This is a genomic window from Micromonospora palomenae (assembly GCF_007829925.1).
GTDB lineage: Bacteria > Actinomycetota > Actinomycetes > Mycobacteriales > Micromonosporaceae > Micromonospora > Micromonospora purpureochromogenes.
On sequence record NZ_VIXA01000002.1, the window covers coordinates 860,612 to 880,559 of the forward strand.

The following is a 19,948-nucleotide window of genomic DNA, read 5'->3' on the forward strand; positions in this document are numbered from 1 at the left end:
GGCTTCGCAGGGTCAGGCGGTGTTGCCCCAGCGGGCCTGTTCCAGGAGCTCCACCGCCCGGTCGCGGGTTTCCAGGTCGTCGTTGGCGCGCAGCAGCGAGGACGCCTCGTCCACCGCGTCGGTGAGCACCCGCCACTGGGCGTCCCGCTCCCGCACCAGGTCGGACTGCGCGGCGAGCTGCCGGGTCTTCACCCACAGCTCCACGAAGACCGACACCTTGGCCCGCAGCACCCAGGGGTCGAAGGGCTTGGTGAGGTAGTCGACCGCGCCCACCGCGTAGCCGCGCAGGGCGAGCTGCGCGTCCTTGTCGGCGGCGGTGAGGAAGATGATCGGCACGTGCCGGGTCCGCTCCCGCCGCTTGATGTGGCTGGCGGTCTCGAACCCGTCCATGTCCGGCATCTGAGCGTCCAGCAGGATCACCGCGAAGTCGTCCACCAGCAACTGCTTCAGCGCCGCCTCACCGCTCTCCACGGCGACCGACTGCACCGGAAGGCCCTGGAGAATGGCCTCCAGGGCCATCAGGTTCTCCCGCCGGTCGTCCACCAGCAGCGCCTTGGCTGTCTGCGTCACGAACTCTCCTCGCCTCGGCTGCCGCTGATCCACGACGCCATCCGCTCGATCAACTCGTCCAGGTCGACCGGTTTGGTGATGTAGTCACTACCCCCGGCCGCCAGCGCCGACTCCCGGTCACCCGGCATCGCCTTCGCCGTCAGGAAGACGATCGGCAGGTCCGCGAAGCGGTGGTTGCGGCGGATCTGCCGGGTGGTCTCGTATCCGTCCTGATCCGGCATCATCGCATCCATCAACACGATGTCCACCTCCGGATGCTCGGCCAGCAGGCGGACACCGTCCGCCCCGTTGTCCGAGTACAACACGGCCATGCCGTGCAACTCCAACGCGGAGGTCAGCGCGAACACGTTCCGTACGTCGTCGTCGACGATCAGCACGGTGGCGCCGTCGAGCTGCCGGGTGGCCGGGGCCTCCGCCGGCTGGGGCAGCAGCTCCATCGGCGGCATCAGCAACGACGAGGGCAGGCCGGCGCGCTGCGGCGACGGGGCCTGCGGCGCCACCACCGCGTCCGGCGCCAGCACGTCGGGTACGAAGAGGGTGAACGTCGAGCCCTGACCGGGCGCCGACGTGACGGTGATCGTGCCGCCCAGCAGGCGGGCCAGGTCCCGGCTGATCGACAGCCCCAGCCCCGTGCCGCCGTAGCGGCGGCTGGTGGTGCCGTCGGCCTGCTGGAACGCCTCGAAGATCAGCGACAGCTTGTCGTCCGAGACGCCGATGCCGGTGTCGATCACGGTGAACGCGATCACCTGCCGGGCGTTGGTCAGCGCCGGCACGTCGAAGACCGCGTTCTCCGGCGCCGGTGCGATCCGCAACGTCACCGCGCCGTTGTCGGTGAACTTGATCGCGTTGGAGAGCAGGTTGCGCAGGACCTGCTGCAACCGCTGGGCGTCGGTGACCAGCGCCGGGGGCAGCTCCTTGGCCACCCGTACCTGGAAGTCCAGGCCCTTCTCCTCGGCCTGCGGGGCGAACGCCTGCTCGACGTACCCACGGATCTCGTCGAACCGGATCTCGGTCGGCTGGACGTCCATCCGGCCGGCCTCGATCTTCGACAGGTCCAGGATGTCGTCGATCAGGGAGAGCAGGTCGGAGCCGGCGCTGTGGATGGTGCGGGCGAACTCGATCTGCTTGCGGCTGAGGTTCTGCTCCGAGTTCTCGGCCAGCAGCCGGGCCAGCAGCAGCAGCGAGTTCAGCGGCGTCCGCAGCTCGTGGCTCATGTTGGCCAGGAACTCCGACTTGTACGCCGAGGCCCGGGTGAGCTGCTGCGCCTTCTCCTCCAGGCCGAGCCGGGCCAGCTCGATCTCGCGGTTCTTGGTCTCGATGTTGCCCTTCTGCTCGGAGAGCAGCTTGGCCTTGTCCTCCAGCTCGGCGTTGGTGCGCTGCAACTCCGCCGACTGGTCCTGCAGCTCCAGGGCCAGCCGCTGCGACTGCGCCAGCAGTTCCTCGGTGCGCCGGTTGGCCTGGATGGTGTTGACCGCGATGCCGGTGGTCAGCACCAGCCGCTCCAGGAATGCCAGGTGCAGCTCGGAGAAGCGGGCCACGCTGGCGAACTCGATCACGCCGAGCAGCTCGCCCTCGAAGAGGACCGGGAGCACGACCAGGTCGGCCGGGGGCGTCTCGGCCAACCCGGAGCGCAGGGTGAGCCGTCCGTCGGGCAGCGCGTTGACCCGGATCGTGCGGCGGGACAGCGCCGCCTGACCGACCAGCCCCTCCCCGGGGCCGAAGGTCACGTCGTGGCCGCGCGCCACGTAGCCGTACGACGCGGTCAGCCGCAGCCGCATCACGCCCTCGGAGGTGTCCGCCAGGAAGAACGCGCCCAGTTGCGCGTCGACCAGCGGGGTCACCTCCATCATGATCATGCGGCAGACCTCGCCGAGGTCCCGCTGGCCCTGGAGCAGGCCACCGATCCGGGCCAGGTTGGAGTCGAGCCAGCCCTGCTCGGCGTTCTTCTTGGTCGTCTCCCGGAGGGTGACGATCATCTGGTTGATGTTGTCCTTCAGCTCGGCGACCTCGCCCTGCGCCTTGACCGCAATCCGCTGGGTCAGGTCGCCCCGGGTCACCGAGGTGGACACCTGGGCGATCGCCCGCAGCTGGGTGGTGAGCGTCGAGGCGAGCTGGTTGACGTTCTCGGTCAGGTCGCGCCAGGTGCCCGAGACGCCCTTCACCTGGGCCTGGCCGCCGAGCTTGCCCTCGATGCCGACCTCGCGGGCCACCCGGGTCACCTCGTCGGCGAACGAGGAGAGCTGGTCCACCATCGTGTTCACCGTGGACTTCAGCTCCAGGATCTCGCCCTGCGCGTCCACCGTGATCTTCTGGGAGAGGTCACCCTTGGCCACCGCCGTGGTGACCGAGGCGATGTTGCGCACCTGCGACGTCAGGTTCGACGCCATCGAGTTCACGTTGTCGGTCAGGTCCCGCCACGTACCCGAGACGCCCTTGACCTGCGCCTGACCACCCAGCTTGCCCTCGGTACCCACCTCGCGGGCCACCCGGGTCACCTCGTCGGCGAACGACGACAGCTGGTCCACCATCGTGTTCACCGTCGACTTCAGCTCCAGAATCTCGCCCTGCGCGTCCACAGTGATCTTCTGCGACAGGTCGCCCTTGGCGACGGCGGTGGAGACCTGGGCGATGTTGCGCACCTGGGCGGTCAGGTTCGACGCCATCGAGTTCACGTTGTCGGTCAGGTCCCGCCAGGTGCCGGCCACGCCGCGCACCTGGGCCTGGCCGCCGAGCTTGCCCTCGGTACCCACCTCGCGGGCCACCCGGGTGACCTCGTCGGCGAACGACGACAGCTGGTCCACCATCGTGTTCACCGTCGACTTCAGCTCCAGGATCTCGCCCCGGGCGTCCACCGTGATTTTCTGCGACAGGTCGCCCTTCGCCACCGCCGTGGTGACCGAGGCGATGTTGCGCACCTGCGACGTCAGGTTCGACGCCATCGAGTTCACATTGTCGGTCAGGTCCCGCCACGTACCCGAGACGCCCTTGACCTGGGCCTGACCACCCAGCTTGCCCTCGGTACCCACCTCGCGGGCCACCCGGGTGACCTCGTCGGCGAACGAGGAGAGCTGGTCCACCATCGTGTTGACGGTGTTCTTCAGCTCCAGGATCTCGCCCTGCGCGTCGACGGTGATCTTCTGGCTCAGGTCGCCCTTGGCGACGGCGGTGGAGACCTGGGAGATGTTGCGGACCTGGCTGGTCAGGTTGCCGGCGAGCTGGTTGACGTTCTCGGTGAGGTCGCGCCAGGTGCCGGAGACCCCGCGCACCTGGGCCTGGCCACCCAGCTTGCCCTCGATGCCCACCTCGCGGGCCACCCGGGTCACCTCGTCGGCGAACGACGAGAGCTGATCCACCATCGTGTTGACGGTGTCCTTGAGTTCGAGGATCTCGCCCTGCGCGGCGACCGTGATCTTCTGCGACAGGTCGCCCTTGGCCACCGCCGTGGAGACCTGGGCGATGTTGCGCACCTGGGCGGTCAGGTTCGACGCCATCGAGTTGACGCTGTCGGTCAGGTCCTTCCAGGTGCCGGCGACGTTCGGCACCTCCGCCTGACCGCCGAGCTTGCCGTCCGTGCCCACCTCCCGGGCCACCCGGGTCACCTGCTCGGCGAAGAGCCGCAGCGTGTCGGTGAGCGAGTTCATCGTGTCGGCCAGCTCAGCGACCTCGCCCCGGGCGCCCACGGTGATCTTCTGGGACAGGTCACCCTTCGCCACGGCCGTCGCCACCTGGGAGATCGACCGCACCTGGCCGGTCAGGTTCGACGCCATGGTGTTCACCGAGTCGGTGAGGTCCTTCCAGGTGCCGGCGACGCCCCGGACGTCGGCCTGGCCGCCGAGCTTGCCCTCGGTGCCCACCTCGCGGGCCACCCGGGTCACCTCGTTGGAGAAGGACGAGAGCTGGTCGACCATCGTGTTGACCGTGCGGCCGATGCGCAGGTACTCACCGCGCAGCGGGCGACCGTCGATCTCCAGCGCCATGTGCTGGGAGAGGTCGCCGTCGGCCACCGCCACGATCACCCGGGCGATCTCGGTGGTCGGCCGCCCCAGGTCGTCGATCAGCGAGTTGATCGCCCGCTGCCCCTCCGCCCAGGAACCGTCGAACCCCTCCTCGTCGAGGCGCTCGGTGAGCCGGCCGTCCCGGCCGACGATCCGGCTGATCCGGCGCAGGTCCAGGTGCTGCCGCTCCTGGATCGACACCACGTCGTTGAAGGCGTCCGCCACCTCACCGGCCGCACCCGCGCGCCGGGGCAGCCGGACCTTGAAGTCGCCGCCCCGCACCCGGCGCAGCGCCTCCGCCAGCTCGACGAGAAGCGCCGCGTGCTCGGAAGCGGACGGATCCGCGGTCACCGACTGTTTCGCGCTCATCATTCCTCGCTCAGCTCGGGGCCACCGGCGCTTGCCGACACGCCGCCATCCCATCATTGTGCCCGCGCGGGTGTCGATGCCACGGACGCGAAGTGCGCGCCGCGCCCGGTGTGGCGCCGTCCGTGCCGCGCCGTCCGGCTTGGCACCCGGCCGGCGGCGATGGAGGATACGAGGGTGTCAGCGGAGACGGGGCCCGCGTCGGACGGGGGCCGGGACGAGCACGTCCGGCGCGTCCGGCTGCCCGCCGACCGGCGTACGCCCGCCGCCGCCCGGGCGCTGGTCCGCTCGGTGCTGGCCGAGGCCGACCTCGACGACCTGCTCAACGAGGCGCTGCTGCTGACCACCGAACTCTCCACCAACGCGGTGGAGCACGCCCGCACCGAACTGGACATCGAGGTCGTCGCCGACCCGGTCGGGCTCACCGTGACCGTCTCCGACTTCGCCACCGGCCCGGTGGACGAGCTGGTGGTCGGCATCCGCAGCGACACCGAGAACATCGACGAGGTCTCCGAGCGGGGCCGCGGGCTGCTGCTCGTCGACCACTTCGCCAGCCGCTGGGGTACGACGTACCTGCCCACCGGCAAGGGGGTCTGGTTCCGGCTGGACCGCCCCGGCGCCGCCCCGGCCGGTCCGGTGGCGCTGGAGCACGTCCCCGCGAACGGCGGCGAGGGCACCGTGGCGGCGAGTTCCGCGCCGAGCGCCGCCGCGATGAGCGAACTGACCCAGACCAGCCCCGACCCGAACGCCGACGACCCGCTGCCCGACTTCGCCGCCGACCTGCTCACCCGGGTCGCCGAGATGGTCGGCGCGGCCGGCGGCGTGATCCGGCTGGACCGGGGCGACGGGCAGGGCACCCAGCCGCTCGCCCGGTACGGCCGCCAACCCCGCCCGGGCAACGAGCTGCTCCAGGTGCCGTTGGCGGTGCACCGCCCGTACGCCGGGGAACTGGAGCTGGACGCGGCCCCCTCGGCGTACGCGCGACCGCTCGCCGTACTCGCCGCCGAACGGCTGTCGCTGCACCTGGAGAACGACCGGCTGCGCCGGGCGGACGTCCGCCGGCAGGCGTGGCTGACCTTCCTCGCCGAGGCGAGCGAGCTGCTCGCCCAGTCGCTGGACGTCGAGCTGACCATGGCGCTGATCCCGCAGCTGGTGGTGCCCCGACTCGGCCAGTGGTGCGCCGTGCACACCACCGACGAGTGGGGCCGGCTGCGGCTGGCCGCCTCCAGCCACGCCGACGAGGCGATGCTGCCGCAGTTGCACAAGGTGCTCCAGGAGGTCGGCCCGGAATCGGTCCAGGCCCGGCTGCGGGAGGCGTCGCGCAGCGCCGCGCAGGTGCCGCTCGGCCCCCCGATGGAGGGCTTCGCCGTGCCGTTGATCGCCCGCGGCCAGCGGCTGGGCACCCTGGCCGTCGGCCGGCACCTGCGGCACCGGCACGACCCGGACGAGGTCGCCGTGCTGGAGGACGTGGCCCGCCGGGCCGCCCTCGCCATCGAGAACGCCCGGATCCACGCCGAGCGGCGCCGGGTGGCCCAGACCCTGCAGCAGTCGCTGCTCCCGCCGGTGCTGCCGGTGGTCGAGGGGATCGGCTTCGCCGCCGAGTACGTCCCGACCGGCGACGACGCCGAGGTCGGCGGCGACTTCTACGACGTGCTGCCGCTGCCCGACGGACGCTGGCTGGTGGTGATCGGCGACGTCTCCGGCAAGGGCGTGCAGGCGGCGGCGGTCACCGGGCTGGTGCGGGACGTGATCCGGGTGCTGGTCGGCGACGGCAAGCCGCTGCCCGAGGTGCTGGCCCGGCTGAACGAGACCCTGGTGGAGCGCGGCGGCGGGCGCTACTGCACCCTCGCGCTCGCCGCCGTCGGGCCGGGCCGGTACGGGCAGCTCGACGTCTCGCTGCACCTGGCCGGCCACGACCGCCCGGTGCTGCTGCGCGGCACCGGGGGCGCCGCCTTCGTCGGCACCGGCGGCACCGCGCTGGGGCTGATCGACACGATCACCTCGCCGACGGCGGAGATCCCCCTCGCGGCCGGCGACGCGCTGGTCTTCTACACCGACGGGGTGACCGAGCGCCGGCGCGGCCGGGAGCTGTTCGGCGTCGACCGGCTCCGGGACGCGGCCGCCCCGCTGGCCGGATACTCGGCCGACGTGGTCGCCGCGCGGCTGCGCGCCACCGCGATCAACTTCTCGGTGGAGGCGCCCCGGGACGACATCGCCATCCTGGTGCTCCGCAACGACGCCCTCTGAGCCCTGGCCGCCGGGATCCGGTAGGTCGACGGCGAGGGACATCGCACGGATGTCGATGCGAGTACCGTGACCGCATGTCGGGTGTCGCGGGTGTCAGCGAGGAACGCCGCCCACGGGTCGGCGCCATCCTCACCGGGCACCTCGTGCTCGCCGGGGCGCTCCTCGTGCTGGTGGCGGCCTACCTGGGTCGGATGGCCAGTGCCGGGGTGGGCCCGGCGGAGATGGTCACCGGCCAGTACGACCCGAAGGACATGGTGCCGTTCGGGATGAGCGGGGCGAACCCGTTCGCCTGGCTCTACCTGGCCGTGTCCCTGCTGTATCTCGCGGAAGTCGTGCTCGGGCCGGCGCTGGCCCTCTACACCGCGGCGGTGCTGGCCCGGGAGCGGGACCGGCTGCCGCCTCGCGCCCAGGGCCTGCTGCTCGCCGCCACGCTCACCACGCTCGCGCTGACGGTGCTGCGCTTCACCCCGGTGCTGCACGACATGCAGCGGTGGTGGCTGGACTGACCGCCGGCGCTCACAGCCCGCCGGGCAGGCGGCCCGGGGCGAGCCGCCGGTGCGGGTCGAGATGGTCCTTCGCCGCCCGGAGCCGGGGAATCACCGCCGCCTCACCCCACACGTCGACGGCCTGCCGGACGGCCTCGGGTGCGTTGACCACCACGCACCGCCCCCGCCGGGCGAGCAGCACCCCGCGGACGGCGGCGAGGATCGAGGCGACCCGCTCGCCGGACAGCGCCCCGGGCAGGGCCGCGTGCACCACGCCCAGGCCGGCGGAGCCGCGCACCGGGACCGGAGCGCCGGCCGCGTCCCGCAGCGCGTAGACCGCGGCGTGCAGGTCGGTGATCGGCACCTCGATGCGCAACGCCGTGTCGCCCGGCCCGAACGGGTAGCGCCGCCACCACGACGGGGCCGCGTCGAGCACGCTCGCCTGGCCCTCGAAGAGCGCCACCAGCCGCTCGGCCCGCTCGGTGACGTCGGCCGGACCCCCCTCCAGCAGCACCGCCAGGGTGCCGGCGCCGCCGCGCGCCGCCGACTGCTCGCCCCGCCGCCCGGCCATCGAGGGGTGGTTGGCGCGGGCCGCCGCCAGCGACGGGTGCACCGGCCGGTGCGACCGGGACCCGGCGGCGGGCAGGTCGAGCTCGACGGCGGCCGGGTCGAGGCGGGCGGCGAGCACCGCGCAGACCAGGTCGTGCACCTCCAGCGGCGTCCACACCGGCCGGGTCACCCAGACCCGGCTGGCCGGCACGGCCTGCACCCGCAGCGTGGCCGAGACCAGCACCCCGAGCCCGCCCTGCGAGCCGCAGAGCAGCCGGCCCACGTCGAGCCCGACCGGCGCCGGCCCGGCCGGCGGCTCGGCCGCGCCCGCGCTGACCGGCTCGCCGTCGGCGTCCAGCCAGCGCAGGCCGACAAGTTGCTCGCAGGCGGTGCCGTACCGGTGGCGCAGCGGGCCGGCCTCGTCGGCGGCGAGCACCCCGCCGAGGGTGGCGCCGGGCGAGGACGGATCCAGCGGCAGCCGCCGGCCGGTGCGCTCCAGGATGGACTGCACCGCGCGCAGCGGGGTGCCGGCGCCGATCTCGGCCACCGGCGAGCCGACCGGCTGGTGGCCGAGGCCGGCGAGCCGGCCGGTGTCGAGCATGACGTCGACCCGCGCCGGTGCCGCACCCCAGTCGATCTTCGTGCCGGCGCCCCGGGGCACCACGCTCAGGTCGTGCCGGGCGGCCAGCCGCAGCACCTCGGCGGCGGCCTCGGGGCCGCCGGGCACCGCCACCCAGCGGGCGGCCCGCCCGGCGACCTCGTCGGCCGCCCCGGCGAAGCGGGCGAAGGAGGGACCGCAGATCGCGGTGAGCCGTCGGGTGATCTCCATTGCGCCGGTGGATCGTGCTGCTGCCGCCATGCCGGTCATCGTACACATGTTCGAAAGACCTGGCGGCGGGTCGGGCGAAGAGGCCGGGTCGCGGGCGTTGCCCGGCCGGTAACGTGACGCCCGTGACCAAGAAGACCTCCGCGCCCGTCGCGAACCGGGTGCCCGCCGAGCGCACCCACCACGGCGACACCGTCATCGACGAGTACGCCTGGCTCGCCGCCAAGGACGACCCGGCGACGATCGCCCACCTGACCGCCGAGAACGCGTACACCGAGGCCCGCACGGCGCACCTGGAAGGGCTGCGCGCGGAGCTGTTCGAGGAGACCCGCCGGCGCACCCAGGAGACGGACCTGTCGGTGCCCAGCCGCAAGGACGGCTACTGGTACTACACCCGCACCGTCGAGGGCCAGCAGTACGGCGTGCACTGCCGCCGCGCGGTCCGCGACGGCGAGACCGCGCCCCCGGTGAGCGCGGACGGCGCCCCGCTCGACGGCGAGGAGGTGCTGCTCGACGGCAACCTGATCGCCGAGGGGCACGACTTCTTCGCCCTCGGCGCGTTCGACGTCAGCCCCGACGGGCGCTGGCTGGCGTACTCGACGGACTTCGCCGGCGACGAGCGGTTCACCCTGCGGATCAAGGACCTGAGCACCGGCGAGCTGCTCGCCGACGAGGTGCCCGGCACCTTCTACGGCACCGCCTGGTCGGCGGACGCCTCGGTGCTCTTCTACGTCACCGTGGACGAGGCGTGGCGGCCCAACCGGGTGTGGCGGCACGCCGTCGGCACCCCGTCGAGCGAGGACGTGGTGGTCCACCAGGAGGACGACGAGCGGTTCTGGGTCGGCGTCGACCTGACCCGCTCCGAGCGCTTCGTGCTCATCGACATCCACAGCAAGGTGACCAGCGAGGTCCGGGTCATCCCGGCCGGCAACCCCACCGGCGAGCCGGCCGTGATCGCCCCGCGCCGGCAGGGGATCGAGTACACGGTCGAGCACCACGGCCACCGTTTCCTGATCCTGCACAACGACGGCGCGGAGGACTTCGCGCTGGCGTACACCTCGGCGGACGCGCCGGGCGACTGGGTGCCGCTGATCGAGCACTCCCCCGGCACCCGGCTGGAGTCGGTCGACGCCTTCTCCGACCACCTCGTCGTCTCGCTGCGCAGCAACGGCCTCACCGGCCTGCGGGTCATCCCGGTCGGCGACGGCGACGCCCACGACATCGACTTCCCGGAGCCGATCTACAGCGTCGGCCTGGACGCCAACCCGGAGTACCGCACCCGGGAGATCCGGCTGCGCTACACCTCCCTGGTCACCCCGGACTCGGTGTACGACTACGACCTGGTCACCCGGCAGATGGTGCTGCGCCGGCGCAAGCCGGTGCGGCCGGGGCCGGACGGGCGGCCGTACGACCCGGCCGACTACGAGCAGCACCGCGACTGGGCGCTCGCCGACGACGGCACCCGGGTGCCGATCTCGCTGGTCTGCCGCGCCGGCACGCCCAAGGACGGCTCGGCCCCCTGCGTGATCTACGGGTACGGCTCGTACGAGGCCAGCATGGACCCGTGGTTCTCCATCGCCCGGCTCTCCCTGCTCGACCGGGGCGTCGTCTTCGCCGTGGCGCACATCCGCGGCGGCGGTGAACTGGGCCGGCGCTGGTACGACGAGGGCAAGCTGCTGGCCAAGAAGAACACCTTCACCGACTTCGTGGCCTGCGCCCGGCACCTGGTCAAGGCCGGCTGGACGGCCGGCGACCGGCTGGTCGCCCGGGGCGCCTCGGCCGGCGGGCTGCTGATGGGCGCGGTCGCCAACCTGGCCCCCGACGCGTTCGCCGGGATCGTCGCGCAGGTGCCCTTCGTGGACGCGCTCACCTCGATCCTCGACCCGTCGCTGCCGCTGACCGTCACCGAGTGGGAGGAGTGGGGCAACCCGCTCGCCGACCCGGAGGTGTACGCGTACATGAAGTCGTACACCCCGTACGAGAACGTGGCGGCCGTCGACTACCCGGCCATCCTCGCGGTGACCAGCCTCAACGACACCCGGGTGCTCTACCACGAGCCGGCGAAGTGGATCGCCCGGCTGCGGGCGATCGCCCCGCAGGGCGACTACCTGCTCAAGACCGAGATGGGCGCCGGGCACGGCGGCCCGAGCGGCCGGTACGACTCCTGGCGCGAGGAGGCGTTCATCAACGCCTGGATCCTCGACAAGCTCGGTCGCGCCTGAGGCCGCCGGCTTGACCAGTCACGACGAGGGCCGGGCGGACGAGGAGCCGCCCGGCCCGGACGTACCGTCGCCGGAACCGGAACCGGGCGCGGAACCGGAACCGGAAGCGGCCGCGGCCCGGCGGGGGCCGGCCTGGCTGATCGTCGGCGTGGTCGCCGCCACCCTGCTGATCTGCTGCTGCTCGGCGGTGGTCGGCCTCGCCCTCTCCTGGTCCGCCGGCCTCCTCGACTCCCGCTGACCCCACCGCCTGCGGGCGGTCAGCGGGAGCGGCCGGGCGGGGCCGCGCCGACCAGCACCGCCGCCTCGCCGGTCCGGACCATCCGCTGCCAGCGCAGCCGGTTGCCGATCACCGCGGTGACCGCCGACTGCACCACCACCAGGTACATCACCTGCCGGTAGACCAGTTGCTGCAACGGCAGCGTCCACAGTGGGCCGAAGCCCTCCCGGTCCAGGCGCAGCGCGTACGCGGCGGTCAGCCCCTGGAGCAGGAGCAGCCCCAGCCAGGCCAGCACGAGCGTCGACCAGGGCAGGAAGAGCAGGCCGTAGACGGCGAACACGTCGACCGCCGGGGCGGCCAGCGGCAGCACGATCTGGAACACCGTCAGGTACGGCAGGCCCCGCCGGCCCAGCTTGCCCCCGGCCCCCGGCTCGCGCAGGGCGTGCCGGTGCTTCCACATCGCCTGCATGGTGCCGTAGCACCAGCGGTACCGCTGCCGCCAGAGTTGGCGCAGCGAGGAGGGCGCCTCGGTCCAGGCGATCGCCGCCTCCTCGTACACCACCCGCCAGCCGGCCCGGAGCACCTGCATGGTCAGGTCGGTGTCCTCGGCGAGCGTGTCCGAGGGGACGCCGCCGACGGCGAGCAGCACCTCGCGGCGGAACGCGCCGATCGCGCCGGGGATGGTCGGCATGCACTCCAGCACGTCGTACATCCGGCGGTCGAGGTTGAAGCCGATCACGTACTCGAGGTGCTGCCAGCGGCCCAGCAGCCGACGCCGGTTGGCGACCTTGGTGTTGCCGGAGATCGCCCCGACGGTGGAGTCGGCGAAGCCCTGCACCAGCCGGTGCACGGTGTCCGGCTGGAAGACGGTGTCCCCGTCGACCAGCACCAGCAGGTCGGCCCGGGCGGCCCGGATGCCGGTGTTCAACGCGGCCGGCTTGCCGCCGTTGGCCTGTCGGATGACCCGCACCCCGCGCAGGCGCATCCGCTCGACGATGTCGGCGGTGCCGTCGCTGGAGCCGTCGTCCACCACGATCACCTCCAGCGCCGGGTACGCGCTGGCCACCAGCGACCGCACCGTCGCCGCGATGTTCGCCGCCTCGTTGTACGCGGGCACGATCACCGAGACCGGCGCGGTGACCGGCGGCCGGGGGTGCCGGGGTCGGCGTACCCGGCGGACGTGCAGCTGCGCGCAGGTCACCTGCACGGCGAGCCGGACGACGCCGAGCACCAGCGCGACGGCGAGCAGGACGTTCATCGCGGTGGCCGCCCACTCGGCCCCGGTCTGGGTCCAGCGCAGCGCGTGGCCGCTCAGCCGGGTGCCGACGCCGGCTGGGACGGTCGACGGCGGCGCGTCGACGCCCTCGGAGACGGTGGTGAACCGGTAGCCCTGCTTCGACAGCCGGGTGAGCAGCTGGTCCACGGCCGCCACGGTCTGGCCGCGGTCACCGCCGCCGTCGTGCATGAGCACCACCGCGCCCCGCCCCGGCTGCGGGGTCGACGCCCGGACGATCGCCGGTACGCCGGGGCGCTGCCAGTCCTTGGCGTCCAGGTCGGCGAGCACGGCCACGTGCCCGCTGCCGGCGGCGGCCCGCAGCGCGTCGTACCCGGCGGCGGTCAGCGACGGGGTGGTGGACGAGAAGGGGGGCCGGAGCAGGGTGACCTCCCGGCCGGTGGCCGCGGCGATCGCCTTGCGGGTCAGCGACAGCTCCAGGTCGGCCCGCCAGCCGGAGGTTGTGGCGAGGTCGGCGTGGGTGTAGGTGTGCGAGCCGAGCTCGTGCCCCTCGTCGAGGATCCGCCGGACCAGCTCGGGGTGCGCGTTGACCCGGGAGCCGACCACGAAGAAGGTGGCGTGCGCCCCGTGCCGGCGCAGCACGTCGAGCAGCTCGGGCGTCCACCGCGGGTCCGGCCCGTCGTCGAAGGTGAGCGCGACCGTGCGGTCCGGCATCCGCCGGCTGACCGGTTCGGGCTGGTCCAGCCGCAGCACCGGCCCGCCGTCGGTGACCGTCCTCGGCCCGGGCACGTCCGGGGCGGCGGACGGCCCGGAGCCGCCGGCCAGCCCGGTGACCAGCCCGTTGACGGTCAGCGCGGCGAGCAGCAGGAACAGGCCGAGCAGGAGCAGCACCCAGTGGGCCCGCGGGTCGCGGCGGGCTACGTGACGCGCCACGGTCAGTGGGGCTTGCCGGGCGAGCGGCTGGGCTTGCCGGTACGCCGCACGTCGCCCTGGCCGGGCACGCTGGCGGACGACTGGGGCCCCGGGCGTGCGGTCGTGGCGACGGACGGGCCGGCCGTCCGGGTGGGCGTCGGCGCGGCGGTGCTGGTCACCGGCGACGGTCGCGACGAGGCCGCCGGGTTGCCCGGCTGACCCAGTTCCTCCGGGGTGTCCACGCCCGCTTCGATCGGTGGCCGCGCCCGGGGGTCGGTCCAGCCCGGCAGCGGGACGGTGCTGTCGCCGAAGAGCCCGGCCAGGATCAGCCCGATACTGGTGAGCAGGCCGAGCCCCATCGCGGTGCCGGCGATCGTCATGAGCCGGCGCCGTTTTCCGGTCCGATCGACGAACACCGGCGGCGCACCGCCCGGCTGGTTGTGCATCTGGTGATCTCCCTGCCCCGCCGCCCGCGGTTCCACCCCGCTGGCGGGCTTCCGGAGTCACAAGCGCCGTGGTCGTACCCGGTGTTACACGGTCAGGCCGTGCGCAGCTCCTCGAGCGCGGTGCTGGCCCGCAGGAAGAGCAGGCCGACCGCGACCGTCACCAGCACCGCGACCAGGGCGCCGCCGCCGACCAGGGCCAACTGCCCCAGCGGTACGCCGGGCGTCACCGTCACCTCGGGCACCCACCCGGTCCGCAGGTACTGCGCCCGGGTCGCCGGGTCCGCGCAGAGCGACGCGGCGCCGTCGCAGAACTCGGTGGAGTAGCCGCCACCGGTCACCGCGTGACCGGCGACGCCCCGGCTGAGCAGCAGGCCCACGGTGAGCGCGAGCCCCACCGCCGGCACCGCCGGCGCCAGCGCCTGCCAGGCGATCGACCGGGCCAGCGTCCCCCGGGGCACCCCGGTGGCGACCAGCGCCGCGTACGCCCGCCGTCGGGCGACGATCCCCTCGACCAGGGCGACGATCAACCCGCCGGCGGCGATCGCCATGGCCACGCCGACCGCCAGGTCGACCAGGTCCACCGTGCGCAGGTAGAAGCCGTCGCTGCCGCCACGGTCCTGGCCGGTGAGCCGTTCGAGCTCGGCGTGGGCCTCGAACGAGGCCCGCATCCCGGCCGCGCCGCCACCCACGATCACCGCGGCCAGCAGGGCGGCGAAGGTGCGGCTGCCGGCCCACGGGTCGCTGGTCAACCGCCGGGACGCCAGCAGCGCGGCCGGTCGCCGGGCGTACCGGTGCAGCAGCCGACCCGAGGTGTACGACAGCCAGCCGGTGCCGACCACCACCCCGGTCAGCGCGGCGAGCCCGCCCCCGAGCAGCAGCAGCGGCGGTAGCAGCAGCGGGGGTTCCCGGTGCTGGTCCTGGTACCAGTCGAGCACCGGGTCCAGGGCGGCGAAGGCGGCGAGGCCGGCGACGATCAGCAGGCCGGCCCACGGCCCGGGCGCGCGTTCCCGGCGGACCTTGCGTACCACGCCGAACGGGGTGGCGGTGACCCGGCGCAGCAGCACCGCGCCGACCAGCGCCGCCGCCAGCGGCAGCCCGAGCACCACCGCCACGATCACTCCGGTGGCCGGGAGCACGTCGGTGGGAAGCGCGAGCCGCCCCCGCGCGTCCGGCGCGTCGAGCAGCCGCCGGCCGACGAGGAAGACGGCCAGCCCGAGCAGGGTCCCGAGGAGGCTGGCCAGGCCGGTCTCCAGCACCGCGAGCCGGGTCACCTGGCCGGGGGTGGCCCCGGCCAGGCGCAGGGCGGCGAGCCGCCGGTCCCGGGCGGGGGCGCCGAGCCGGGCGCACTGCCCGGCCAGCGCCAGCACCGGGACGGTGAGCAGGAGCAGCGCGATCGCGGTGCCGCCGCGCAGGCCGGGCTCGCGGAGCAGGGCGTTGCCGTACTGCTCGGAGATGTTGCGGCCGTCGCAGCAGCGCGGGGTGGGGATGGCCAGCACGGTCAGCGCGGCCAGGCCGGCGAGGGTGGCCAGGGCGGCGCTGAGCGCGGTCAGCACCACCCGGGCGCTGTCGGTGCGGTTGCCGGCCAGGGCGAGCCGGAGCAGGACGGCGGGCCTCACCGGGCGCCGCCGGCGAACGGCAGGTCGAGCCCGAGCCCGCTGGCGTCGACCGCCCCGTCGCGGAGCATCACCTCCCGGTCGGCGTACGCGGCGATCCGCGGCTCGTGGGTGACCAGCACGACGCTGGTGCGCTGCTGCCGGGCGAGCCGGACCAGCTGGGTGAGCACCTGCTCGCCGCTGAGCGTGTCCAGCGCGCCGGTCGGCTCGTCGGCGAAGAGCACCCGGGGCTCGGTGACCAGGGCGCGGGCGGTGGCGCACCGCTGCTGCTGCCCGCCGGACATCTCGCCGGGCCGGACGTCGGCCACCTCGGCCACGCCGAGCCGGTCCAGCCAGCCGAGCGCCGCCACCCGCGCTTCTCGCCGCCCCGTGCCGGCGAGAAGCAGCGGGAGGGCGACGTTCTCCGCCGCGGTCAGCTCGGCGACGAGCTGGCCGAACTGGAAGAGCACCCCGAACTCGGTGCGGCGCAGCCGGGACCGGTCCGCCTCCGACCAGGTGTCGATCCGCTCGCCGCGCCAGCTGACCTGACCCGCGTCCGGGCGGAGGATCCCGGCCAGGCAGTGCAGCAGGGTCGACTTGCCGCAGCCGCTGGGTCCGGTGACGGCGACGATCTCGCCCTCGGCGACGTCGAGGGTGACGCCGCGCAGGGCGGGTGTCGGCCCGTACGCCTTCACCACGCCGCGAGCCTGGAGTTGCGTCACGAGTGCACCTCCCGGTGCCAGTCGGCGACCCGGTCCAGGGTGGTCCGCAGCCACCTCAGGTCGGCGTCGAGGTGGGCGATGGCGTAGTCGGCCGAGACCACGTCGTCGAGGGTGGCCGAGGGCGCCGTCTTGACGGCGGTGAGTTCGCGCAGCCGGTCGGTGTGCGCCCGTCCCTGCGCGACCAGGTACGAGCGGGCGGCGCTCACGTCGGCGACCAGCAGCGCCACCACCACCTTCGCGAAGAGCGTGCTGGTGACGTACGGCGCGGGGGGCTCGACGGCACCGAGCCATCGGTCCAGCGCCTCGCGGCCCTGGCCGGTGAGCTGGTAGGACGTCCGGTCCGGGCCGGCCTCGCGCTCCTGCCCGGTGGCGATGACCAGACCGTCGCGCGCCAACCGGCCCAGGGTCGCGTAGACCTGCCCGAACGCCAGCGGCTTGGCCCGGGGCAGCCGGGCGTCGTGGGCACGCTTCAGCTCGTACCCGTGCCGGTTCCCGGCGGCGAGCAGCCCCAGCAGGACGTGCGACGTGGACACCGGGCCACTATTCACTCAGTGAATAGCTGATGTCAAGCATCGTCGATGCGGTTCAGCGGCTCCAGGCCGGGTCGCGGCCGGCGCGGCCGAGCAGGCGGTCCAGCTCGGTGCAGTCCGGGCCGGTCGCCAGCTCCGGACCGAAGGCGCCCATCTGGCGGCCCATCGGGCCCATCTCGTCCAGGAACCGGTGACCGGCGGCGGTGACCTCGGGCGCCGGCTGGTACGGCTGACCGGTGGCCCGGGCCAGGTCCCAACCGTGCACGACCAGGTCGATGACCCCCATCAGGCCGACCGTCTCCTGGGGCAGCCCCATGCCGGGCGAGGCGCCCTCCTCGGCGGCCGGGTCGGCCCACGCCTCGACCAGCCGGGCGGTCTCGTCGGCGAACCGGTCCCGCCACCCCTCGGTCAGGTGGTCCGTCTTCGCCGACCAGTCCACCTCGCGCCGCCGGGCGAGCGTCTGGAAGTTGACCACCACCTCGTACAGGTGGTTGGCCAGGTCCCGGACGGTGTAGTCCGGGCACGGCGTGGGCAGGTCCAGCTGATCGTCGGTGATCGCCCGGACCACCGCCACGGTTCGCGGTGCGGCGGCGGCCAGCAGATCGCTAGTCTTCGTTCCCATAGGGCCAGCGTACGAAGGCGGTCTTGAACGAATGCGACAGCCACGCGGGGACAACCGGGGCATCCTCGACCCGGAACGGCTGCGCCGCGAGGTGCGGTTCCGCCGGCACCTGCCCGCCCCCGCGCTGCGCCCCTGGGTCGAGCACTACTGGCTGATCGACTGGGCGCTGAGCGCGCCGTTCGCGCAGCAACTGGTGCCGCACCCGGCGGTCAACGTCGTCTTCCAGCGCTCGGAGGGCGACCCGGAGACCGCCGAGATCGCCGGCGTCGGGCAGCGGCTCTTCTCGATCACCCTGACCGGCACCGGCCGGGTCAGCGGGATCCAGTTCCGCCCGGGCGGCTTCCGGCCCTTCTGGCGACGCCCGGTCGCCGAGCTGACCGGCGAGCGCCGGCCGCTCGCCGAGGTCCCCGACGCCGCCCGGGCCGCCGCCGGCTCCGGGGGAGACAAGGGCCACTGCGCGGGTACGGACACCGAGCGCCGCCGAGCGCTGGACGCCTTCCTGACCGCCTGGGCGCCGGAGCCGGACCCGGCGGCGACCGAGGCGATGGCGCTGGCCGAGGCGATCCGCACCGACCGCGGCGTGCTGCGGGTGGACGACCTCGCGCGCCGGCACGGCATTTCCACCCGGCGGTTGCAGCGCCTCTTCCTGGACCACGTCGGGGTCGCTCCGAAGTGGGTGATCCGCCGCTACCGGCTCCAGGAGGCGATCGAGCGGGCCGCCGAGGGGCCGCCCGACTGGTCCGCGCTCGCCGCCGACCTCGGCTACAGCGACCAGGCCCATCTGGTCCGCGACTTCACCGCCGTCACCGGCGTCTCCCCCACGGCCTACGTCCGCTCCCTGCGCTGACCGGGTGCCGGGAAGAGCCGTGCGGTCAGCGGCGGCGGACGGCCACCACGGCGACGTCGTCGTGGATCTCCGGCGGGGCCAGCTCGACCAGCAGGCGGTGGCAGAACCGGTCGAGGTCGTCGTCCACCCGGGCGGCACACGCGGCCAGCGCGGCCAGGCCCTCGTCGATGGTGGCGTCCCGACGCTCGATCAGGCCGTCGGTGTAGAGCACCAGCGTCGCGCCGGCCGGCAGGACGAACTCCAGGTCGTCGGGGCGCTCGGCCCGTACCCCCAGCAGGGGCGCCGACTGCTGGACGAAGTCCACCCGGCCGTCGACGCTCACCAACGCCGGCAGGTGCCCGGCGCTGGCCAGCCGGATCCGACCGCTGGGCGGGTGCAGCAGCAGGATGCAGAGGGTGGCCAGCTCGTTGCGGAGCAGCGTGCGCATCAGCTCGTTGAGCCGGTCCAGGATCACCCCCGGCTGGTGCCCCTCCACCGCGTACGCCCGCACGGCGTGCCGCAGCTCGGCCATCACCGTGGCGGCGTGCAGCGAGTGGCCGGCCACGTCACCGATCGCCACCAACAGGTGGCCGTCGAGCATGACCAGCTCGTAGAAGTCGCCGCCCACCTCGGTCTGCGCGCTGGCCGGCTCGTACCGGACGGCCAGGTCCAGTCCGGCGACCTCGGGCAGCCGCCGGGGCAGCAGGCTCCGTTGCAGGGTGACGGCGATCCGGTGCTCCTCGTCGAACGACCGCTGCGCCTCCACCGCCGAGGCGACCGCCTGGGCGAGCTGCACCAGCACCGGCGTGCGGGCGGTCTGGGTCGCGGACGGCACCACCACGTAGAGCGGGGCGCGGTCCTCGCGCAGCCGGGCGGCGGCCACGGTGACCGTGTCCCCCGCCGGCCAGGAGACCAGGCCCCACTCGGCCGGGTCGTTCACCCGTACGGTGGCCCCGGTCGGTACGCCGGCGTCGTCCACCACCCAGGGCACGATCGTCGGCTTCGCGCCCGGTCCGGTGGCGATCCCGGCCAGGCAGTCGCCGTCGAAGGTCTCGGCGATCACCGCCGCCGGGCTCTTGAAGATGTCGGCCGCGCCCGCCGCCGCGGATTCCAGCAGGCGGGCGAAGCTCGGGGCGGCGTGCACCGCGACGGTGGTGTCGGCCAGCCCGGTGAGTCGCTCGGCGAGCAGCTCGGCGCGCTGCCGTGCCTGGTAGTAGCGCAGCACCGCGTGGGCGGTGGCGACCAGTTCCTCCGGCTCGATCGGCTCGGCCAGGTAGGCGTCCGCGCCCCGGGTCAGCCCCTGCGTCCGGTCCACCACGTCGACCGCGTGCGCGGACACGTGGATCACCGGCATCGCCGGGTGGTCCGCCTTGATCCGCTCGCAGACGTCGAAGCCGCTCAGGTCGGGCAGCCGTACGTCGAGCACCACCAGGTCGATCGGGTCCGTGGCGACCCGTTCCAGGGCCTCGGTGCCGGTCTCCGCCTCACGGACCACGAAGCCGGCCCGGGTCAGCCAGCTGACCAGCAGGTAGCGCTTGGTGCGACTGTCGTCGACCACCAGCACCGTCGCCTGGTCGCCGACCATCG

15 protein-coding genes are annotated in these 19,948 nt (G+C 73.8%); 5 read left to right on the forward strand and 10 right to left on the reverse strand.

Features of this window, described 5'->3' with window-relative positions; all coding sequences use genetic code 11:
- Positions 1 to 12: 12 nt before the first annotated feature.
- Positions 13 to 570, reverse strand: a complete 558-nt coding sequence (locus FHX75_RS15035; protein ID WP_154940469.1) for a response regulator — start codon at positions 568 to 570, stop codon at positions 13 to 15.
- On the reverse strand, positions 567 to 4,937 hold the full coding sequence (locus FHX75_RS15040) for a HAMP domain-containing protein (RefSeq protein WP_154940471.1): 4,371 nt from the start codon (positions 4,935 to 4,937) through the stop codon (positions 567 to 569). The genes FHX75_RS15035 and FHX75_RS15040 overlap by 4 nt, the downstream gene beginning before the upstream one ends.
- A 156-nt stretch (positions 4,938 to 5,093) precedes the next feature.
- Here FHX75_RS15040 and FHX75_RS15045 point away from each other — a divergent pair, with 156 nt between their 5' ends.
- Together FHX75_RS15045 and FHX75_RS15050 are read left to right on the forward strand one after the other, a co-directional pair.
- Positions 5,094 to 7,178: a SpoIIE family protein phosphatase gene (locus FHX75_RS15045; RefSeq protein ID WP_211364472.1), complete on the forward strand. Its 2,085-nt coding sequence runs from the start codon at positions 5,094 to 5,096 to the stop codon at positions 7,176 to 7,178.
- Between the two features lie 74 nt (positions 7,179 to 7,252).
- Positions 7,253 to 7,684, forward strand: a complete 432-nt coding sequence (locus FHX75_RS15050) for a hypothetical protein (protein WP_154940475.1) — start codon at positions 7,253 to 7,255, stop codon at positions 7,682 to 7,684.
- Between the two features lie 10 nt (positions 7,685 to 7,694).
- On the opposite strand, the gene FHX75_RS15055 is transcribed toward FHX75_RS15050, so the two are convergent.
- Positions 7,695 to 9,071 (reverse strand): FAD-binding oxidoreductase, encoded by a 1,377-nt coding sequence (locus tag FHX75_RS15055; protein WP_154940477.1) that lies wholly within the window; start codon positions 9,069 to 9,071, stop codon positions 7,695 to 7,697.
- 92 nt (positions 9,072 to 9,163) lie between these two features.
- Between FHX75_RS15055 and FHX75_RS15060 the strand changes: the two genes are divergently transcribed.
- Entirely contained in the window at positions 9,164 to 11,260 is a 2,097-nt protein-coding gene (locus FHX75_RS15060) for a S9 family peptidase (protein WP_154940479.1), read from the forward strand.
- A 10-nt stretch (positions 11,261 to 11,270) separates the two neighbouring features.
- A complete protein-coding gene (locus tag FHX75_RS15065; RefSeq protein ID WP_154940481.1) occupies positions 11,271 to 11,498 on the forward strand; it encodes a hypothetical protein in 228 nt (75 codons plus the stop codon).
- A 19-nt stretch (positions 11,499 to 11,517) separates the two neighbouring features.
- Here FHX75_RS15065 and FHX75_RS15070 read toward each other — a convergent pair whose 3' ends face one another.
- From FHX75_RS15070 to FHX75_RS15095, 6 genes are all read right to left on the reverse strand, one after another.
- The gene (locus FHX75_RS15070) at positions 11,518 to 13,644 is read right to left on the reverse strand and encodes a bifunctional polysaccharide deacetylase/glycosyltransferase family 2 protein (protein WP_154940483.1); all 2,127 of its coding nucleotides are present in this window, start codon (positions 13,642 to 13,644) and stop codon (positions 11,518 to 11,520) included.
- Between the two features lie 2 nt (positions 13,645 to 13,646).
- The gene (locus FHX75_RS15075) at positions 13,647 to 14,069 is read right to left on the reverse strand and encodes a superantigen-like protein SSL4 (RefSeq protein WP_154940485.1); all 423 of its coding nucleotides are present in this window, start codon (positions 14,067 to 14,069) and stop codon (positions 13,647 to 13,649) included.
- Between the two features lie 92 nt (positions 14,070 to 14,161).
- The gene (locus tag FHX75_RS15080; protein WP_154940487.1) at positions 14,162 to 15,685 is read right to left on the reverse strand and encodes an FtsX-like permease family protein; all 1,524 of its coding nucleotides are present in this window, start codon (positions 15,683 to 15,685) and stop codon (positions 14,162 to 14,164) included.
- Positions 15,682 to 16,383 (reverse strand): ABC transporter ATP-binding protein, encoded by a 702-nt coding sequence (locus FHX75_RS15085; RefSeq protein ID WP_154940489.1) that lies wholly within the window; start codon positions 16,381 to 16,383, stop codon positions 15,682 to 15,684. Before FHX75_RS15085 ends, FHX75_RS15080 begins: the two co-directional genes overlap by 4 nt.
- Positions 16,380 to 16,916 (reverse strand): PadR family transcriptional regulator, encoded by a 537-nt coding sequence (locus tag FHX75_RS15090; protein WP_154940491.1) that lies wholly within the window; start codon positions 16,914 to 16,916, stop codon positions 16,380 to 16,382. The genes FHX75_RS15085 and FHX75_RS15090 overlap by 4 nt, the downstream gene beginning before the upstream one ends.
- A 52-nt stretch (positions 16,917 to 16,968) precedes the next feature.
- Positions 16,969 to 17,535: a TIGR03086 family metal-binding protein gene (locus FHX75_RS15095; RefSeq protein ID WP_154940493.1), complete on the reverse strand. Its 567-nt coding sequence runs from the start codon at positions 17,533 to 17,535 to the stop codon at positions 16,969 to 16,971.
- Positions 17,536 to 17,566: 31 nt separating this feature from the next.
- Here FHX75_RS15095 and FHX75_RS15100 point away from each other — a divergent pair, with 31 nt between their 5' ends.
- Positions 17,567 to 18,382, forward strand: a complete 816-nt coding sequence (locus FHX75_RS15100; RefSeq protein WP_154940495.1) for a helix-turn-helix domain-containing protein — start codon at positions 17,567 to 17,569, stop codon at positions 18,380 to 18,382.
- A gap of 25 nt (positions 18,383 to 18,407) precedes the next feature.
- Here the strand turns inward: FHX75_RS15100 and FHX75_RS15105 are convergent, their stop codons facing one another.
- Positions 18,408 to 19,946: a SpoIIE family protein phosphatase gene (locus tag FHX75_RS15105; protein ID WP_154940497.1), complete on the reverse strand. Its 1,539-nt coding sequence runs from the start codon at positions 19,944 to 19,946 to the stop codon at positions 18,408 to 18,410.
- Positions 19,947 to 19,948 lie beyond the last annotated feature (2 nt).